The sequence below is a fragment of the Flagellimonas aequoris genome (genome assembly GCF_003584165.1).
Lineage (GTDB): Bacteria > Bacteroidota > Bacteroidia > Flavobacteriales > Flavobacteriaceae > Flagellimonas > Flagellimonas aequoris.
The window spans coordinates 241,836-260,074 of sequence record NZ_QXFJ01000015.1; the positions used below are offsets into that span (position 1 = coordinate 241,836).

Annotated in this window: 17 protein-coding genes and 2 tRNA genes; 7 read left to right on the forward strand and 12 right to left on the reverse strand. The window is 44.6% G+C overall.

Features of this window, described 5'->3' with window-relative positions:
• Nucleotides 1-35: 35 nt before the first annotated feature.
• The 7 genes from D2U88_RS06720 to exaC all read right to left on the reverse strand — a co-directional run bounded on the left by D2U88_RS06720 (nucleotide 36) and on the right by exaC (nucleotide 5,590).
• Nucleotides 36-1,283 carry an ATP-binding cassette domain-containing protein gene (locus D2U88_RS06720; RefSeq protein WP_119639534.1) on the reverse strand — a complete coding sequence of 416 codons (1,248 nt, stop codon included), beginning with the start codon at nucleotides 1,281-1,283 and terminating at the stop codon, nucleotides 36-38.
• A gap of 30 nt (nucleotides 1,284-1,313) precedes the next feature.
• Nucleotides 1,314-1,838, reverse strand: coding sequence for a GNAT family N-acetyltransferase (locus D2U88_RS06725; protein WP_119639535.1), 525 nt, complete (start codon nucleotides 1,836-1,838; stop codon nucleotides 1,314-1,316).
• Nucleotides 1,838-2,320 (reverse strand): DUF192 domain-containing protein, encoded by a 483-nt coding sequence (locus D2U88_RS06730; RefSeq protein ID WP_119639537.1) that lies wholly within the window; start codon nucleotides 2,318-2,320, stop codon nucleotides 1,838-1,840. Before D2U88_RS06730 ends, D2U88_RS06725 begins: the two co-directional genes overlap by 1 nt.
• Nucleotides 2,321-2,323: 3 nt before the next feature.
• On the reverse strand, nucleotides 2,324-3,289 hold the full coding sequence (gene lgt / locus D2U88_RS06735; RefSeq protein ID WP_119639539.1) for a prolipoprotein diacylglyceryl transferase: 966 nt from the start codon (nucleotides 3,287-3,289) through the stop codon (nucleotides 2,324-2,326).
• 105 nt (nucleotides 3,290-3,394) lie between these two features.
• On the reverse strand, nucleotides 3,395-3,616 hold the full coding sequence (yidD, locus tag D2U88_RS06740; RefSeq protein WP_119639540.1) for a membrane protein insertion efficiency factor YidD: 222 nt from the start codon (nucleotides 3,614-3,616) through the stop codon (nucleotides 3,395-3,397).
• A 59-nt stretch (nucleotides 3,617-3,675) separates the two neighbouring features.
• Nucleotides 3,676-4,056, reverse strand: coding sequence for a DUF779 domain-containing protein (locus tag D2U88_RS06745; protein ID WP_119639542.1), 381 nt, complete (start codon nucleotides 4,054-4,056; stop codon nucleotides 3,676-3,678).
• A 10-nt stretch (nucleotides 4,057-4,066) separates the two neighbouring features.
• Entirely contained in the window at nucleotides 4,067-5,590 is a 1,524-nt protein-coding gene (exaC, locus tag D2U88_RS06750) for an acetaldehyde dehydrogenase ExaC (RefSeq protein WP_119639546.1), read from the reverse strand.
• Nucleotides 5,591-5,810: 220 nt separating this feature from the next.
• On the opposite strand from exaC, the gene D2U88_RS06755 reads away from it, so the two are divergent.
• The gene (locus tag D2U88_RS06755; RefSeq protein ID WP_119639548.1) at nucleotides 5,811-6,728 is read left to right on the forward strand and encodes an AraC family transcriptional regulator; all 918 of its coding nucleotides are present in this window, start codon (nucleotides 5,811-5,813) and stop codon (nucleotides 6,726-6,728) included.
• A gap of 2 nt (nucleotides 6,729-6,730) precedes the next feature.
• Here D2U88_RS06755 and cysS read toward each other — a convergent pair whose 3' ends face one another.
• The gene (cysS, locus tag D2U88_RS06760) at nucleotides 6,731-8,212 is read right to left on the reverse strand and encodes a cysteine--tRNA ligase (protein WP_119639550.1); all 1,482 of its coding nucleotides are present in this window, start codon (nucleotides 8,210-8,212) and stop codon (nucleotides 6,731-6,733) included.
• 14 nt (nucleotides 8,213-8,226) lie between these two features.
• On the reverse strand, nucleotides 8,227-8,907 hold the full coding sequence (folE, locus tag D2U88_RS06765; protein ID WP_119639551.1) for a GTP cyclohydrolase I FolE: 681 nt from the start codon (nucleotides 8,905-8,907) through the stop codon (nucleotides 8,227-8,229).
• 132 nt (nucleotides 8,908-9,039) lie between these two features.
• Here folE and D2U88_RS06770 point away from each other — a divergent pair, with 132 nt between their 5' ends.
• Together D2U88_RS06770 and D2U88_RS06775 are read left to right on the forward strand one after the other, a co-directional pair.
• A complete protein-coding gene (locus tag D2U88_RS06770) occupies nucleotides 9,040-10,842 on the forward strand; it encodes a T9SS type B sorting domain-containing protein (protein WP_119639553.1) in 1,803 nt (600 codons plus the stop codon).
• Between the two features lie 113 nt (nucleotides 10,843-10,955).
• Nucleotides 10,956-12,398: a T9SS type B sorting domain-containing protein gene (locus tag D2U88_RS06775; RefSeq protein ID WP_119639555.1), complete on the forward strand. Its 1,443-nt coding sequence runs from the start codon at nucleotides 10,956-10,958 to the stop codon at nucleotides 12,396-12,398.
• Nucleotides 12,399-12,446: 48 nt separating this feature from the next.
• Here the strand turns inward: D2U88_RS06775 and D2U88_RS06780 are convergent, their stop codons facing one another.
• Entirely contained in the window at nucleotides 12,447-13,946 is a 1,500-nt protein-coding gene (locus tag D2U88_RS06780) for an OmpP1/FadL family transporter (RefSeq protein ID WP_119639557.1), read from the reverse strand.
• Nucleotides 13,947-13,983: 37 nt separating this feature from the next.
• Complete coding sequence (locus D2U88_RS19400; protein WP_147378544.1) at nucleotides 13,984-15,255, reverse strand: hypothetical protein; 1,272 nt, start codon at nucleotides 15,253-15,255, stop codon at nucleotides 13,984-13,986.
• 94 nt (nucleotides 15,256-15,349) lie between these two features.
• Here D2U88_RS19400 and proS point away from each other — a divergent pair, with 94 nt between their 5' ends.
• The 4 genes from proS (at nucleotide 15,350) to rpsT (ending at nucleotide 17,388) form a co-directional block, all read left to right on the forward strand.
• Nucleotides 15,350-16,825, forward strand: a complete 1,476-nt coding sequence (gene proS / locus D2U88_RS06800; protein ID WP_119639566.1) for a proline--tRNA ligase — start codon at nucleotides 15,350-15,352, stop codon at nucleotides 16,823-16,825.
• Nucleotides 16,826-16,903: 78 nt separating this feature from the next.
• Nucleotides 16,904-16,975, forward strand: a tRNA-Glu gene (locus D2U88_RS06805).
• Nucleotides 16,976-17,031: 56 nt separating this feature from the next.
• A tRNA-Glu gene (locus D2U88_RS06810) sits at nucleotides 17,032-17,103 on the forward strand.
• Nucleotides 17,104-17,136: 33 nt separating this feature from the next.
• The gene (gene rpsT, locus D2U88_RS06815) at nucleotides 17,137-17,388 is read left to right on the forward strand and encodes a 30S ribosomal protein S20 (protein ID WP_119639568.1); all 252 of its coding nucleotides are present in this window, start codon (nucleotides 17,137-17,139) and stop codon (nucleotides 17,386-17,388) included.
• Nucleotides 17,389-17,454: 66 nt separating this feature from the next.
• Here the strand turns inward: rpsT and D2U88_RS06820 are convergent, their stop codons facing one another.
• Nucleotides 17,455-18,141 carry a hypothetical protein gene (locus D2U88_RS06820; protein ID WP_119639570.1) on the reverse strand — a complete coding sequence of 229 codons (687 nt, stop codon included), beginning with the start codon at nucleotides 18,139-18,141 and terminating at the stop codon, nucleotides 17,455-17,457.
• Between the last annotated feature and the right edge of the window lie 98 nt (nucleotides 18,142-18,239).

Sequence of the window (18,239 nt, forward strand, 5' to 3'; positions counted from 1 at the left end):
CAAATTTTAGTAAGATGCTGTTTTTGAAGTGTTTACTATTGTTTTATGGAGCCGATTGATCCTTCTTCGGACGGATGGAGCTCAAAAATATATTGAGGGTCCAATTGGGGCTCTTTCCTGTGCGAAACGAAGACAATGGCAGAATCACTTTCGGCTGCTATTTTGTTGACCAAGGCCACAAAAAGGGAAGCGCTCGCATCGTCCAGACCTGCTGTGGGTTCGTCCAAGATCAGAAGAGGAGGGTGTTTTACCATGGCCCGGGCTACCATGACCAATCTTTTGTCCCCAACGGAAAGATCTCGGAAATAATCCTCTCTTTTATCGTAAAGGTTCAAGAGTTTCAACCATTGATGTGCCAAGTTTTTCTCTATATCGGTCGGCTGTACGTATAACCCAATGGAGTCATGGAGTCCTGAAATGATCATATTCTCCAAACTGTGGTAGCCCCTGAACTTATCCGTGACAGCAGGAGTGTAATAACCAATTTTTTGCTTCAGGTCCCAAACACTTTCCCCGCTTCCCTTTTTTTGTCCAAACAAGGTGAGGTCTTGCCCGTATCCTTTATGACTATCACCGGTTATCATGGAGAGTATGGTGGATTTTCCACTACCATTGGGGCCGATCAATTGCCAAAACTCCCCTTGCCCTATGGTCCAGTCAATATGGTTCAGCACTGGTCGCCCATCAAAGCTCACAGAAACATTTTTCATCACGACTAAATCGGGGAGGTTGCACTCCAAAACGTCAATGGGAGGCGGAATACTACCTTCAAAAATAACACTATCTTGTCTGTTCTCGCTCCAGAACGCTTCTGGTGATGGGTAGGTTTTTAGGGAATTGCCTTCCAATTTTAGGAAATGTGTGGTAATCGGTAAAATATCGTCCAAACGGCTTACCATTTGCACCAGAATTCGCGAGTTGCCTATTTCGCACAGGCGCTCCTTTAAGCTTGCCTGGGTGGCCACATCCAAGTTGTCGTAAGGATTGATGAGCACCAAAAAGTCAGGATTTTGCAGTAACAAATGGTTGAGCAGGGCCTTTTTTTGCTCCCCGCTGCTCATGGTCTTGAGGGATTGCGGCCTATCCTTGGTCAATATTTTAATATCATGTCTTTCTTCCTCATCCATAAACCGGTCAATCTCGGAACGGGAGAAAAGCAGACCATTTAAGGTTGATAGTTCCTGAAGTTGTGAAATGGGTTTTTGATGTAATAGCTCCTGAACCAAATCTTGGGTAGTAGAGGTATTGTTGGTAAGGATAGCGTAGATTTTGGGTTGATCCATGAAGCGGGCACTAAAAACCCAAAATTACGATTATCCTTGGTTTACCCGAAAAATATGGACTGGATTGTCCTTATAGATCGTGGTTTTATCCAAAAACATCCCATTTTTGAGGGCCACTTTTTGAGAGGGAATATTGTTTACATGGATAATGGAGATCAGTGAGCCCGAAAAATGGTTCTCGAACGCGAATTCCTTGCATTTTTGGGCAGCTTCAAAGGCAAATCCCTGTAACCAGAATTCAGGGAGTATGGAATATCCTATTTCCAGTTCTTGGATGTTGTCGACCTCTTGAACCAAAAGACCACAAATACCTACCAATTTTCCTGATTCTTTTTGGATGAGCGCATTCATGCCGCCTAAATCCTTTTCATACCGTTCAAAAATACGATCAAATTGTGTTTGACAAGCTTCCATGGGATCGGTTGGCAATCCTTCCCAAAATTGAGTGGATCGGGGATTGAAATAAAAGGGAAGCCAATCGTTGAAATCCGACTCCTGCAACCTTCTAAAAAGTAGTCGGTCAGTAGATTCGTTTTCCAGTAGGTATTTGGGCATTAGTTTCGGGTGTAGGAAATGCTGTCGCCTACTTGAAGGCCCCATTGGTCCGAGAGCCCTGCATTAATTTCCAATACATATTTGGCTGGCAAATCGGATGGTAGACTGGTTTCATCATAAGGCTTCGCGTTCTTCTGAAAACTTACAATTTTTTGATTTTCACCAATATAGATGATGTCCAACGGGAACTCGGTATTCTTCATATAAAAGGAACGCGCGCCCACATTCGGAAAAATAAAAAGCATGCCCTGACTTTTCTCCATGGAGGGGCGGTACATCAGCCCGGTTTGGGTTTCGTATTCGGTCTCGGCTATCTCAATGTCCAAATCAACCTTGGTGGAGTCGGATTGCATTTTCCAAATGGATAGGTTTCCTTCTTTGGTAAACGCGATGGTATCGGTTTTGATTTCCTTTTTGGAATCGGTCTTGCAAGAAGCAAGGACCAATAGGAAAATCAAAAGCAATCTTTTAAAAATAAGCATAGTTTATTCTTTTTCAAGGGTTGGCCTGAACATGAAGTACAAGCCGATAATGATCATTGGGATGCTGAGCCATTGTCCCGTGGTGAGCACATCTCCCAAGGAATCCTCAAAACCACCTTGGCTTTTCTTGAAGAACTCCACCACAAAACGGACGATGAACAACAGGGCCATGAACATTCCGAAAAGGTATCCGGGTTTGTCCTTTTTATTGGTTTTCCAGTACAGTTGGTACAGGATAATGAAAACAAAGATGTAACAGATGGCCTCGTACAATTGTGCTGGATGGCGATAGGGGATGGATTCCAGTATATTGGAAAATTCAGGGTTGTGCTGAATGGCCTTGTACGCAGCATTTTCAGTTTGTTGCTTGGTCAATGCCATGGCCTTGTAGGCAGGCATATCGTCCGAATCACGGATAAAACGTGTGGCCAAAAAATAGGATTTGTCAACCACCTTTCCATTAATCTCCGAATTGAAAAAATTGCCCAATCGCACAAAACAGGCGCCAATGGCCGATGGAATCACCAATCGGTCCAACAACCAGAGCATTTTAATATCCTTCCATTTTCTGCAATACAGCCACATACCAATAATGGCAGCAATAGTGGCCCCATGGCTGGCCAATCCGGTAAATCCGGTGAACTCATATCCGTTGATGATTCCAAAGAGATTACCGTTGGCACTTTCACGGATAGGAAGCAATATTTCCACCAAATGGTTTTGGTAATACTCCCAATCATAGAAGAAGACATGGCCCAAACGAGCGCCCAACATGATGGAAACCACCGTGTAGATGAAAAGGGAATCCAGCTTTTCCATGGATTTCTTTTCATTCTGGAAGATTTTCTTCATGAGGAACCAACCCACCACAAAGGCCGCGATCCAGAGCAGATTGTAATACTTTATTTGTATGAAACCCAACTTAAAAAGGGTTCCTTCGGGGTTCCAATCAAATCCAAGGAAATACATCTAAATAAATTTTGGACTAATATAACTACTTTGGATGGTTGATGGGTGCGATTAAGGAATTTTTGGCTAGGGTTACCGAAATATAACCATTCTGATACCTTGGGTTTATGGCACTGGATCGTAACCGCTACCTCCCCATGGATTACAGCTTGCTATCCGCTTGATGGACAACCAACCCCCTTTGAACAATCCATGTTTTTTTAAGGCTTCCAATGTGTATTGAGAACAGGTAGGGGTGTAGCGACACGTTGCGGGAAACATGGGCGAAATAAGGTATTGGTAGAATTTGACCAATAGAATAAACGGCGCTATCAAAATTTTCTTCATGAAAAACTCGGTAAGAGGATACAAGGTAAAAAAAAGCCCCGACAAAGTCGGGGCTAAATCTATGCTTCTTCGGATGCATATTCCACGGGTTCGAGATGTTCCCGCTCCTCATCCGTAAACAGTCGTGACTTGATGACAAAACGCAATCCCAAAGGAATCTCCAAACTGAAACTGGAACCTCTTCCCGTGGTGATGTCCACCGTAAGTTGGGTGTGCTTCCAATATTCGAACTGATCTTTGCTCATGTAAAAATGGCAACCGTGAATAGTTCCCAATTTCACATCTGTTTCGTTGAGCATCAATTCTCCCTTCGGAAAACACATGGGAGATGAGCCATCACAACACCCGCCACTTTGATGGAACATGAGTTCGCCATGTCTTTCCCTCAACTGGTCGATGATTTTTGTGGCCCGGTCCGTTACCAATACACGTTCTGTCATATGCTTGTTTTTAGAAAAAGCCCAACTTGTTTTTGTCGTAGGAAATCAACATGTTCTTGGTCTGTCTGTAGTGATTGAGCATCATTTTGTGTGTTTCCCTACCAATACCTGACTTTTTGTAACCACCGAATGGTGCATGGGCAGGATAGGCGTGATAACAGTTCACCCAAACCCTACCGGCCTGTACCTGTCTTGAAATCTTATAAGCTTGGTGCATGTCGCGCGTCCAAACCCCGGCGCCAAGACCGTAAAGAGTGTCGTTGGCTATTTCCAAGGCTTCGGCTTCGTCTTTAAAGGTAGTCACACAAACCACGGGACCAAAAATCTCTTCTTGGAACACGCGCATTTTGTTGTTTCCTTCCAGAATAGTGGGCTGAATGTAATATCCGCCTTCCAAGCCTTCGTTATAAGCTGCCTCACCTCCAGCAAGTACCTTACATCCTTCTTCTTTTCCTATTTGGATGTAGTTCAGGATTTTTTCATATTGGTCGTTGGAAGCCTGTGCTCCCATCATGGTGTTTGGATCAAGGGGGTGGCCCAATTTTACCGCTTTGGTGCGTTCCACCACGCGCTCCATGAACTTGTCGTAAATACTTTCCTGTACCAAGATCCTGGAAGGGCAGGTACATACTTCACCTTGGTTCAAGGCGAACATCACGGCACCTTCCAAACACTTGTCAAAAAATTCATCATCGGCATCCATCACGCTTTCAAAGAAGATGTTGGGAGATTTACCCCCCAATTCCAACGTAACAGGGATGATGTTTTTAGATGCGTACTGCATGATCAACTGTCCTGTGGTGGTTTCCCCGGTAAAAGCTATTTTGTTGATCCTTGGGCTTGAGGCCAATGGTTTCCCGGCTTCCAGACCGAAACCGTTCACTACGTTGAGTACGCCTGCAGGAAGGATGTCCTCGATCAATTCCATCAATACCAAAATACCCACTGGGGTCTGCTCTGCGGGTTTCAAAACCACGCAGTTTCCTGCGGCCAGGGCAGGGGCAATTTTCCATGCGGCCATCAACAATGGGAAGTTCCATGGAATGATCTGACCGACTACACCAAGAGGCTCCAACACGTTCATGGAAACCGTATTGGAATCCAATTCGCTCACAGAACCTTCTTCGGCACGGATAACCCCGGCAAAATACCTAAAATGATCTATGGCCAATGGAAGGTCGGCAGCACGTGTCTCGCGGATGGGCTTGCCGTTATCCCAAGTTTCGGCCCGGGCCAAAACCTCAAGGTTTTGTTCCATACGATCGGCAATCTTGAGTAGTAGGTTACTCCTATAGGTTGCCGATGAGTTGTTCCATTGTGGCGCAGCGGCCCAAGCTGCGTCAATGGCCTTGTCGATATCTTCCGAGGTGGATCGGGCAATCTTGGTAAAGGCGTTGCCGTCTACGGGAGATATGTTATCAAAATATTCTCCTTTGGTGGGTGGGGTCCATTTCCCTCCAATGTAATTTTCATACTGGTCTTTGAACTTGGGTTTGTCCAAGACACTACGTTCCGTGGTTTGCACATTGCTCATAATACGTACTTTTAGTTGTTAACGTTAATTTTTATGTGATGGACCGTGTAGGTCCAACTGACTGATTTTAAAAGTATTGATTTTGTGCCCCGTACATCTGACGTATTCTATTATTGATATGACCAATCCTCTTTGTTTTTATATTTTTAACAATATTCGATAAGATAATTTTTATATTTAATAATGATTTATATAATATATTAAGGAGTAAATATTTTGTATGCAGCTTTCAGATAAGTTTTTTAAGGAACGCAAGCTTGAACATTTGGTGGAAAACCAAACTTCATACACCTTGAACAATGCGGCCATGCACGTGTTCGAGACCCATCTTCAAGCGGAACGCGTGATGCTGCAGTTTGACCAACCCGTACTGGCTTCCATGCTCATTGGTAAAAAGGTGATGCACCTTCGGGATAAAAAAGCTTTTGATTTTTTACCGGGAGAATCCTTGATCTTGCCTTCCAATGAAGTCATGTGTATTGACTTTCCAGAAGCGAACCAAGATAATCCCACACGGTGTCTGGCCATGGCCATTTCCGATGAAAAGATCAATAAGGTCATCAATTTGATGAACGAGGAAATGCCCAAACATGATGGCTCAGAATGGACTTTGATAGATTACAATTATCATTTTACCAATGATGCCAGTATTTATGGTATCATCCAACGGTTGTTATATCTCTTCACGGAAAACCATCCTTCCAAGGACTTTTTTGTGGACAATATGCTTCAGGAACTCATCATTCGTATCCTGCAAGGAAATGCAAGGGAGACCTATATGGAACATGCCTCCAAGTTGGGGTCCCATAATAGGTTGGCCTATGTAATCGAATACATAGGAGCGCATTTAGATGAACCCATTTCGGTAAGTGACCTGAGCAAAAAGGCCTGCATGAGCGAGTCCCACTTTCATAAGACCTTTAAGGAAGAGTTGGGTATTACTCCAATAGACTATATCAACAGCGAACGTATCAAATTGGCCATTAAATTGTTGAAAGACCCTACTCGAAAAATCAAGGAAATTTACTTGGAATGCGGTTTTGAAAACCGTTCGTACTTCAACCGATTGTTCAAAAGGAAAATAAATGTATCACCAGGGGAATACCAATCCAAATTCATGGACGATACCCTTCATTGACATCAATTGAGGGTGAACGTTGTGCCGTCCTTGCCATCCTTTAATTGAATACCCAAAGCCCCTAACTCATCACGAATCTTATCCGAAGTAGCAAAATCTTTATTGGCACGAGCCTGATTCCTAATTTGGATCAAAAGGTCCATAACCCCATTGAGGGCATTGGAATCATCCTGGGCCAAAGCTTGGTTTTCCACACCTAGTACATCATACACAAAGGCCTTCAAAGTAGTTTCCAAAAGCACTTTATCACCTTCGGTGATGGTTTCCTGGTCTTCCTTGATCAGGTTGATGTGTTTCACGGCATCGAACAGGTGAGCAATGAGGATCGGCGTGTTGAAATCGTCGTTCATGGCATCGTAGCACTTCTGTTTCCAAGCCTCCACATCAAAATCCGATGTAGCTCCCGTTTTCAAGTTTTCTAGATTACCAATAGCTTCCATCAAACGATTGTACCCTTTCTCCGAAGCTTGTAATGCCTCGTCACTCAAATCCAATATGCTGGTATAATGGGCCTGCATCATGAAAAAGCGGACCACTGCGGGGGAATAAATCTTGCTCAAGATGGTATTTTCACCACTAAAGATCTCTGATGGATAAATGTTGTTGCCTGTAGATTTGGACATTTTCTTCCCGTTGAGAGTCAGCATGTTGGCATGCATCCAATATTTTACTGGTGATTTACCCGTGCTGGCTTCTGCTTGGGCAATCTCGCATTCGTGGTGCGGGAATTTCAAATCCATTCCGCCACCATGAATATCAAAAGTCTCTCCTAAGTATTTGGTGCTCATGGCCGTGCACTCCAAATGCCAGCCTGGGAAACCATCACCCCAAGGGGAAGGCCACCTCATGATATGTTGCGGCTCGGCTTTTTTCCAAAGGGCGAAATCCTGTGGGTTTCGTTTTTCGTCCTGGGCGGTAAGTTCACGGGTGTTGGCGATCATATCCTCCAACTTTCTACCGCTCAATTTGCCGTATTCATGGTCTTTGTTGAATTTGACCACATCAAAATAAACAGAACCATTTGCCTCATAGGCATATCCTTTTTCAAGGATTTCCTTGATGATTTCGATTTGCTCGATGATGTGTCCCGTCGCCGTGGGCTCTATACTTGGGGGCAACAGGTTAAATTTTTGGAGCGTATTGTGAAAATCCACGGTATAGCGTTGCACCACTTCCATGGGTTCAATCTGCTCCAATTTTGCCTTTTTTGCAATCTTGTCTTCCCCTTCGTCGGCATCGTTCTCCAAGTGTCCGGCATCGGTAATGTTGCGCACATAGCGGACCTTGTATCCCAAATGCCTGAAATACCTAAAGATCATATCAAAGGACATGAACGTGCGGCAATTGCCCAAATGCACGTTGCTGTACACCGTGGGGCCACAAACATACATGCCAATGTAGCCTTCGTTTATGGGTTCGAACGGTTCTTTTTTTCCGGTAAGTGAATTATGGATGCGTAATGGTTGGTGTTTGTAAGGTTGCATTTAAACGTTTCGGTTTAAAATTCGGTTTCTAGGTTGATGTAATCCAAAAATTCCCTGCGTACAGCCTCATCCTTAAACTTGCCGCCGTATTCAGCGGTAACCGTGCTACTGTCTATATCGCGGATTCCCCTGGAATTTACACAAAGGTGTTTGGCATCAATGACACAAGCCACATCCTCTGTTCCCAAAACCTTCTGCATTTCCTTTACGATTTGGATGTTCAAACGTTCCTGAACTTGTGGGCGTTTGGCATAATAATCCACTATACGGTTCATTTTGGAAAGTCCGACCACGGTACCGTTGGAGATATAGGCAATGTGTGCGCGGCCTACGATGGGCAGTAGGTGGTGTTCGCAAGTAGAGTAAAGTACAATGTTCTTTTCCACCAACATTTCGCCATACTTGTACTTGTTCTCAAAGGTGGATGATGTAGGTCTGCGGTCTGGATGCAGTCCACCGAAAATTTCCTTCACATACATCTTGGCGACCCTTTTTGGGGTGCCCTTGAGGCTATCATCATCAAGGTCCAGACCCAGGGTCAGCATAATTTCCCGGACACTTTTTTGAATGCGTTCGATTTTTTCCTCATCGCTTAACACAAAAGCATCTTCCCTCATCGGTGTTTCCGTTGAAGAGCCAACATGGTCGTTGCCTCTTTCCTCATATTGTTCTTCCAAAGCCCGCTCTAGTTTCATAGCTGTTTCTTCAAGACAGCAAAGATAACACTAATGAATGATTTAACATCTGCTATCGGTTGTTTGACAACATAAATTATTGTTAACCTACATGCTGCAATACTTTTATAATGCCCAAACCTGTAGTCTTTTATGGTAAAGTCAGTCGTAAAGACCTTATTCTTCTTACTCATTTGTCAATTTGTGCAGTCCCAGGTTGCGCAGGATTGTACGGATGCCGTTCCCATTTGCAACAATACGCCCATCAATGGGGGTACCAATGGTTATGGTAACGATGATTTTTATGGTGAAGCTACCACAGGTTGTTTGGAACAAACCGTTTCTGGTTCTATTGAGTCCAATTCGGCCTGGTACCGATTCAGGACTGCTGCTGCTGGACAGTTGGGATTCAATATTGGACATAACAATAATGAGGATTGGGATTTTGCCCTGTATAAGGCTTCCGATTGCAATACTCTGGGAGATCCCATTCGTTGCAATTTCTTCGATAACAGCGAGGGAGTCAGTTTTATTGGGGTAGGGGAAGATCCAACGGGTAATGCGGATTCCGTGCATTATGAAGACTGGCTACAAGTGCAGGCGGGTGAGGACTATTACCTGTTCATCAATAATTTTAGTAATGTAAACTCTGGTTTTTCCATACAGTTTACTGGCGATATTTGGGCAAGCCACCCTTATGATGCCTTGGATTGCTCTATTGTGAGCAATCTTTTGGGCCCTCCAGTGGCGGCCTGCGAAAATGAAACCGTTATCTTGGATGCCACCACTTCAGGGGCCACTTCCTATGCTTGGTATGTAGATCATGGAAATGGCTACCAACAGATTTCAGGGGCCTCCGCCGCCAATTATCAAGTATTGGATTCAGGACAATATAGGGTTGTAGTGGTAACCGGTAGTGGTAATATCATCAGTGATGTCCAGGTTGGCTTTAATGCCGTTCCCACTACAGGAACCCTAGCGGATGAATCCTTTTGCCAAACTTCGGGCATCGTCTTTGATTTGGAAACAAAGAACTCGGAGGCACTTGGCGGACAAGATCCTTCTGAATTTATGGTAAGCTACCACCATACACAAACCGATGCCATATCCGGCATCAATCCGCTGGAAAGGTCATATATGATAAATCCAGGGCAGGAAACCATTTATGTCAGGACCACCTCATTGGCCAATCCCAAATGTTTTGATGCTTCTGAAAGTTTTGTGTTGAATGCCGTGGAAACCCCAGAGTTGACCTTTGACGATCAAGCTGTTATCTGCGAGGCGGTCGGGAGTGTTACGATTGGGGAAATGTACCCGGATTCCAATTATACCTATTCCTGGAGCACAGGAGAACAAACCCCAAATATTGTGGTGTCCCAAGAAGGGGAATATACCTTGACCGTGACCAATACATCCAATGGAACCGTTTGTGAATCCAGTAAAACAATAACGGTCTCTATTTCTACAATGCCAGTTATCTCCGGTATCGATATTGAAGATATGAGCGCCAACAATACGGTCACGATCAATACGGATGCCCTTGGTGAATATGAATTTCGCTTGGGTGATGGGGATTATCAGACCAGTAATGTGTTCGAAGGGGTTGCCCCGGGCATCCACAAAGTCTATATGCGAGATTTGTACGGTTGTGGCGAAGTGGAGGATGAGATTGTCGTTGTAGGTTTCCTTTCCATTTTTTCACCCAATGGCGATGTACTTAATGAAACCTGGCAGATTGAGGGCCTTTCCACCTTGAATTCGCCCATTGTCACCATTTACGACCGTTACGGAAAGCTCATCAAACAGATGAACGAGTTTGATCCCGGGTGGGACGGCAGTTTCAATGGAAAGCCATTACCCTCCACGGATTATTGGTTCAAATTGTCCTATATCGGCGAGGATGGAAACCGTACCTATGCCAAGTATCTCCAAAGTCATTTTTCCTTGAGAAGGTAGGTTTGGTGCATTTCATCGATTAACCGCATATTTTTTCGATGAAGGTATACTAAACGCATCATTTGTAGAGTTATAGAGGTTATGTAGGATAACCTTTTTAGCCCCAAAATTCTATGAGAGCCCTATTTAGCGCTATCTGTATTTTCTTTTTGACCTTCATTACAGCGAGCGCGCAGAACTCCCCGGATTGTAGAACGGCCATTCCTGTTTGTGCGGATGCTCCCATTATGGGTGTGACCGATGGTAGTGGTGATATCGATGATTTTGATCCCGAAGTAATTACCCAGACCGGATGTTTGGAGAAAGGTAGTGTGAGTTCGGCCAATATCGAGAACAATACAGGTTGGTTTGTGTTCAGGGCCGGAACCGATGGCCAGATTGGTTTTGATATCGAGGCGCTTCCCGCCACTCCTGGGGGGACCATTACTGCCGAGTGGGATTTTGCCCTTTACGGTCCCTACGATGAAACCACAGGACAGAATTATTGTACCATTATTGGGGATGGAACTTCCCAACCCATACGATGCAACTATGAATACAATGATACAGGCTTCACCGGGATTGGCGTAAACCCTGTTGATGGTAGGGAAGGGGCCCCTTTTGTAAAAAGCAGCCAGAACACCTATGATGAATGGTTGGATGTGACCGCTGGGGAAATCTACTACCTCTACATCAACAATTACAACACCAATTTTGATGAGGACCCTGAGTCTTTCATCTTGACCTTTACCGGTAGTTCTGTGGATGATGACCAGAACACGGCCTTGGATTGTACCCTTCGTGATGAATTTTTGGGATTGGATATTGTGGCCTGTGAAGGCGACCCGGATATTACCTTGTCCGCGTTGAACTCTCCTGTGGGACCCAATATTTCTAACATTACTTGGGAATATGACGCGGATGATGATGGAACCTATGAAACAGTTTTGGCAACGGGTGCCGGTCAAACCGAGTTGACGGTTTCAAGCCCTAATTCAGGTCGATATCGCGTAACCATAGAATCCACTTTTGGGAATACGATAACGGATGATATATTGATTACGTTCTATGGCATTCCCAACCTAACGGTCAATGTGCTCGATGATTTTGTGAACAGCAATCAGACCGATCCGTATAACGTAGAGTTTATTCCGGATGGAGACGGGGATTATGAATATGCCATTAACGGTGGTGAATTTCAGGACGACCCTATATTCTATGATGTGCCCCCAGGTTTGAATACGGTGATCATCAACGATAAAAATGGCTGTGGAACCTCAGAACCGATAGAGTTTTTAATAGTGGGCTATCCTAAATTCTTTACGCCTAACGGTGACGGTGTCCACGATAATTGGAATGTGTATGGAGTGGAACAACTCAGCAATCCCGTGGTCTTTATTTTTGATCGTTATGGAAAGCTGTTGAAGCAAATGGACCTCAATTTTGGATGGGATGGTACTTTCAATGGGAGGGAAATGCCTTCTTCCGATTATTGGTTCCGTTTGGATTACGACCGTGATGATGAAGGGGTGCTCGTGGCCACGCAGGTGCGCAGACACTTCTCCCTGGTGCGATAAAAAAAGGCCGGAATTTCTTCCAGCCTTCAATTTTTCAATCTTTTTATTTTAAAACTTCACACTGTAACCAAGTGATATGTTTGTATTGATTTGGTTGACCATGGCAGCATTGTCGATACCAGCATCAAAGAAATAGGAATTCACATCCTGTTCCGTTCTGCTAAAAGCCAGATCCAAACGGCTTCCTCCAAAATTATAGCCTATACCTGCCGAAAATCCGTTGAGGTCGCCCACAAGGTCACCATTTTCATAAGGGCTGCTCTCAAACCGGTAACCGGCCCTTAGGCTTACCTCATCAATTCTATACTCGCCACCTACACGATAGGAATTCACAGCGCCAAGGACATTGGATATATAAGCATTTTCAGAAGAAAAACTGGGGTCTGAGGTTGGCCTTAGTTCAGCCTTGGACATATCCTGATAGCTGTAATCGAAACTGATCAAGCCATCCTGGCCAAACACCATGGCGAGACTACCCGTGTATTTTTCAGGGGTCTTTATTTTGTATTCATCATACAGGTTTACGATGCCGAAGTTGATATAGTCGATGTCGGAAACCGCCAAAGTGGAGTTGATACGTTGTGAGGTGTCGTCCGTTAAAGTGTACCATGTTGGAGACTGATAGCTACCACCCACGCGGATACTCTCGTTCAATTTGGCAATGGCACCCAAACTAAAGGAAAAACCATAACCTTCGGTGTGCAATAGATTGTCAAAAGAGGTAAATTGGATAGGGGAGGCCTGATCATATCCGTCCTCATCCAAATAGGTGATTCGGTCATACACCACGTTGTGGAAGTTCAAGTTGGCCCCAATGTATAGGTCATCTTGATATTGACTTGCAAAGTTTAAGGTGAACTTGCTGTTGTATCCACTGGTGTTCTGCAAATATTGTTGGTTCACACTGCCATATTCCGCATTTGAGAAGTAGGAAGTGTTGGCATCATCATCTGCGGTGGGTTCAATGATCCCTGCCTGAAAGCCCAAAAAAGCCTGCTGCGCGGAATATCCCAAACTGGAGCCGATATCCAAATAGGCTTCCTCAATGTATTCCCCCTGCTGTACGCGAAGGGGTCCCAATTCCTGTCCCTGTGCAAAGTTCAGAAAGTAGTTGTCGATGCCCACTTGGGTATTGCCCCTGGCATAGAATTCGTTGTCAAAATTCTGGACCATATCATAATTGAAGGCCAAGGCAATTTTTTTCCAAGGACTGTTGTTAGATTTGAATACGAATACACCGCCCATTTGGTTCAATTCCAGAGAATTGTCGGTATTGTTGCTAATACTGTTACCGAAGGTGGCATCGTTGTTCCGGTTGTAGTTTGAGCCGGTGACCCCTATTTCACTAAAATTGAAGACTGCCGACCCGGCCGGGTTCACATTAAGGGCCGAAAAATCACCGCCCAAGGCTCCAAATGCGCCACCCATAGCCTGAAACCTTGCGGTTCCCTGCATATTTTCGGTGCTATAGCGCAACACGTCATCAATGGTTTGCGCACTTGCAAAGGCGCATGCCAATACCATTATGAAAGTTGAGATTCTTTTCATTTCCTTTGATTTAGATTTTGCGATATGTTATTGGGAATTATGGTCTACCTCCTCTGCCAGATCTGGATGACCCTGAAGATCTACTAGCCCCGCCAGAGCTTCTTGAGCTACTTCCACCGGAGCTCCTATAACTACCCGAGCTCCTTGAACTGCTTCCACTACTCCTGAAGGTTCCTGAACTTCTGGAACTGCTTGAAGATCGACTATAGTTGCTGGTCCTTGGAGCGGCCCTTCCAGAGGATTGGTAACTCCTTGTACTCCTGCCGGAACTATAGCTTGGCGATGAATAGCTTCTGGTTGCCGAACTACTCCTGTTGTAGGTTCCACTACTTCTGGTTGAAGGCGAAGTTCCATAGGAACGATACGTTCTTGAAGTGCCACTGTAACTTGGTGTAGTACGGGTACTCCTGCTGGTTCGGTAGTTTTGGTTCCTGGCCACTGCATCTGCGCTTACGGACCTTCTAACAGCAGAGCCACTTCTGTAGCTTCTGGCGCTTCTATTGGCCATATTGTTTCTGGCCACTGTTGCATTGGAGCGTCCACTATTGGTTCTGTATGCACTGGTGCTTCGATTGCTTCTGGAGGCCAATCCAGTACTGTAGTTGTTGGAATAGCCTCTTCTTCCGGACATGTAGGCATAATTTCTGCCGTAGTATCTGTTGTTGTAATAGTAGGGACGGTTCCAATAACCGTAATAGCCGCCCCAGCCATAATAGCCAGCATACCCCCATCCGTAGTAAGGGTAGCTCCAGCCATAGTATCCGGCCCATCCCCAACGGTTGTATCGCCATGGGTTATACCATCCCCAAGAATAGTATGGGTTATACCATCCATATGACCAGTTGTAATAAGGGTAGCCCCAACCATAGTAACCGGCCCAACCCCAGCTGTTATCATAAACGTTGATGCTTAGGCTGGTCGGGTTGTCTCCCCAGCCAGGGTTGCCATTATAGGTGTTGAACTCGTCATCATAGGCGAAATAATCATTTTCATTGCCCATAGGGATGGAGTCGTTGGCCATGTTGCTGGAATAGCTGTCGACGTCAGTAAAAATCTCACTGTCCAGAATCTCACCGTACTGATTTGCCTTTTCGCCGAAATAATCTCCATACATATTGCTTTCCTGCTGTTCGTACCGAACCGCTTCGGGATTTCTTTTCTCAACTTGGACAACTCGGTTGCCACTGGAATAGATGCCATCGTCATAATAAGAAGACTGTTGGTATGTACCGCACGAAGCCAACAAAAGAGTGGCTACAACGGGTGTGGCAAAAATTTTGATTTTGCTGTGGGGTAAAGACTTTAACATGGCGCAATTTTTATTGTTGAACATACTAAAAATAATTAGTTTTACCGAATTATTTTATTAAAGAATTCACAAGTTTTGTGCCAAACTACAATAGATGGGTAAAAATTTAACGAGTCGAGCAGAAGATTATTCCAAGTGGTATAATGAACTTGTTGTAAAATCGGATTTAGCTGAAAATTCAGGGGTTAGGGGCTGTATGGTGATAAAGCCCTATGGCTATGCCATATGGGAAAAAATGCAGGCGCAGCTGGATAAAATGTTCAAGGAAACAGGTCATGAGAATGCCTATTTTCCCTTGTTCATCCCAAAATCCTATTTGAGCAAAGAGGCCAGTCATGTAGAAGGTTTTGCCAAGGAATGCGCCGTTGTGACACATTATCGACTGAAAAATGCCGAAGATGGCAGTGGGATTGTTGTGGATGAAGATGCCAAATTGGAAGAAGAGCTTATTGTAAGGCCGACTTCGGAAACCATCATTTGGGATACCTACCGAAAATGGATTCAATCCTACCGTGACCTTCCTTTAAAAATCAACCAATGGGCCAATGTGGTGCGCTGGGAAATGCGTACCCGTCTTTTTCTTCGAACTGCCGAGTTTTTATGGCAAGAAGGCCACACCGCCCATGCCACAAGGGAGGAAGCCGTGGAAGAAGCCGAACAGATGATGCATGTGTACGCCGAGTTTGTGGAAGATTATATGGGAGTACCTGTCATTAAAGGAACAAAAACAGAAAGTGAGCGTTTTGCGGGGGCCGAAGAGACCTATTGTATCGAGGCCTTGATGCAGGATGGAAAAGCGCTTCAAGCAGGTACCTCGCACTTTTTGGGACAGAATTTTGCCAAGGCATTCGATGTGAAGTTTGCCAACAAGGAAGGTCAACAAGAATATGTTTGGGCCACATCATGGGGTGTTTCCACCCGATTGATGGGGGCTTTGGTCATGACGCACAGTGATGACAACGGATTGGTACTGCCTCCAAAATTAGCGCCCATTCAAGTAGTGATCGTGCCCATTTATAAAGGTCTTGATCAATTGGATGCCATTTCGGAAAAAGTGGAGCCTTTGGTGAAGGAACTTCGCGCCAAGGGAATTTCAGTGAAATACGATAATAGAGATACCCACAAACCTGGTTTCAAGTTCAATGAATACGAATTGAAAGGGGTGCCTGTTCGTTTGGCCATTGGCCAGCGTGACCTAGAGAACGGAACCTATGAGGTGGCCCGAAGGGATACCCTTCAAAAGGAATCGGTAAATGCCGGTGAAATTGTGGCCAAGGTGGAATCGTTACTAGAGGACATCCAAAGGAACATCTACCAAAAAGCGTTCGACTACAGAGCGGAGCATATTGCCCAAGTGGATTCCTATGAAGAGTTCAAGAAAGTAATCGAGGAAAAAGGAGGTTTTGTGTCGGCCCATTGGGACGGAACGGCGGAGACCGAGGATAAGATCAAGGAAGAGACCAAGGCCACCATCCGATGCATTCCTTTGAATGCCGAAACGGAAGAAGGCACCTGCATTGTGACGGGCAAACCATCAACACAAAGGGTACTCTTTGCAAAGGCCTACTAATTAGGTTGTAAAAAATAAATATTACTGTTGCAAGACTTAAAAATAGTTGTATTTTTGCATCCGCAATTGTGCAACCATGGCCCGTTCGTCTAGGGGTTAGGACGCCAGGTTTTCATCCTGGTAACAGGGGTTCGATTCCCCTACGGGCTACAAAGTTCAATGAACATGGTGTTTTGGAAGGGTTTCCTTCCTTGTTAAAATATAACGGCCCGTTCGTCTAGGGGTTAGGACGCCAGGTTTTCATCCTGGTAACAGGGGTTCGATTCCCCTACGGGCTACAAAAAGGAATAAGAAAGTATTAAATTAAGATAATGGCAAACCATAAGTCAGCATTAAAGAGAATCAGAAGAAACGAAGCGGTACGTTTGCGTAACAGATATCAGCACAAAACAGTGCGTAATGCCATCAAAAAATTACGTAACGAGGAAGACAAAAAATCTGCTGAGGCTTTGTTGCCCACTGTAGTTGGTATGATCGATAAGTTGGCCAAGCGCAACATTATCCATAGCAATAAGGCTGCAAACCTTAAGAGCAAATTGATGAGCAAGGTTGCTGCTATGTAAACCTATGCGAATACAATATTAAGAGCGCCTCCAATATGGGGGCGTTTTTTATTATCCAAAGTTAAATTATCGGAATGCGTTCCGTTTTCCCAAGAGAGCCCCGATCATGAAGGTACCGTACATGAATACAATCAATACCTTCAATACTTCCCGCAATTGGTATTGGGCCCATACTTCGGGTGCTTCGTACGCTATCAAAAACAAATAGGGAAATATGGCATGGAAAACGGCCAATCCCAAGGTGGTCCAAAACATCAGGTTGTGCTTTACGGGGTAGGCGCCTTCCTCGCTCTTTTTCTCCTTAACATACAGACTGATATCAAACAACAAGATCATAGAGGCTATCAGATCGGCATAGTATAGGTTCATATGCAACGGGTCTTGGAAGAAGAGGCTTACCACATAGGACAACATACTGATGATAGTCCCATAAACTACCCATTTCTTGTGCTTTCTGCTTTTTAGCACCTTCCAGTAGATATAAAAGAAGAACGAGAAAGCGATCACGGAATAAATGTTGAATATGATTACGTTATGCCAATCGTATTTTTTTTCCGAAAAGAATTGAAACTCGTCGGTGTGCTTTACCAGGTAACCCAATAGCTCTGTTAAAAAGGTGTACATGAGGTAAATAGGGTGGTATTTCAGGGGTGTATCGAAAAAAGTACGGTAACGGGCAACGGCCACCAACCAGACAATAAGATAAAAGGGCAAGAAGTATTGTTCTGTAATGAATTTATATAACTCCTCCATTGTGGTTCGTGGCAGCGGTTCTACATTGGCTTTGTTCGGGGCTTAAATGTACACAATAAAAAACGCTCCCAATCCAAGGAGCGTTTTTATTTATGCGT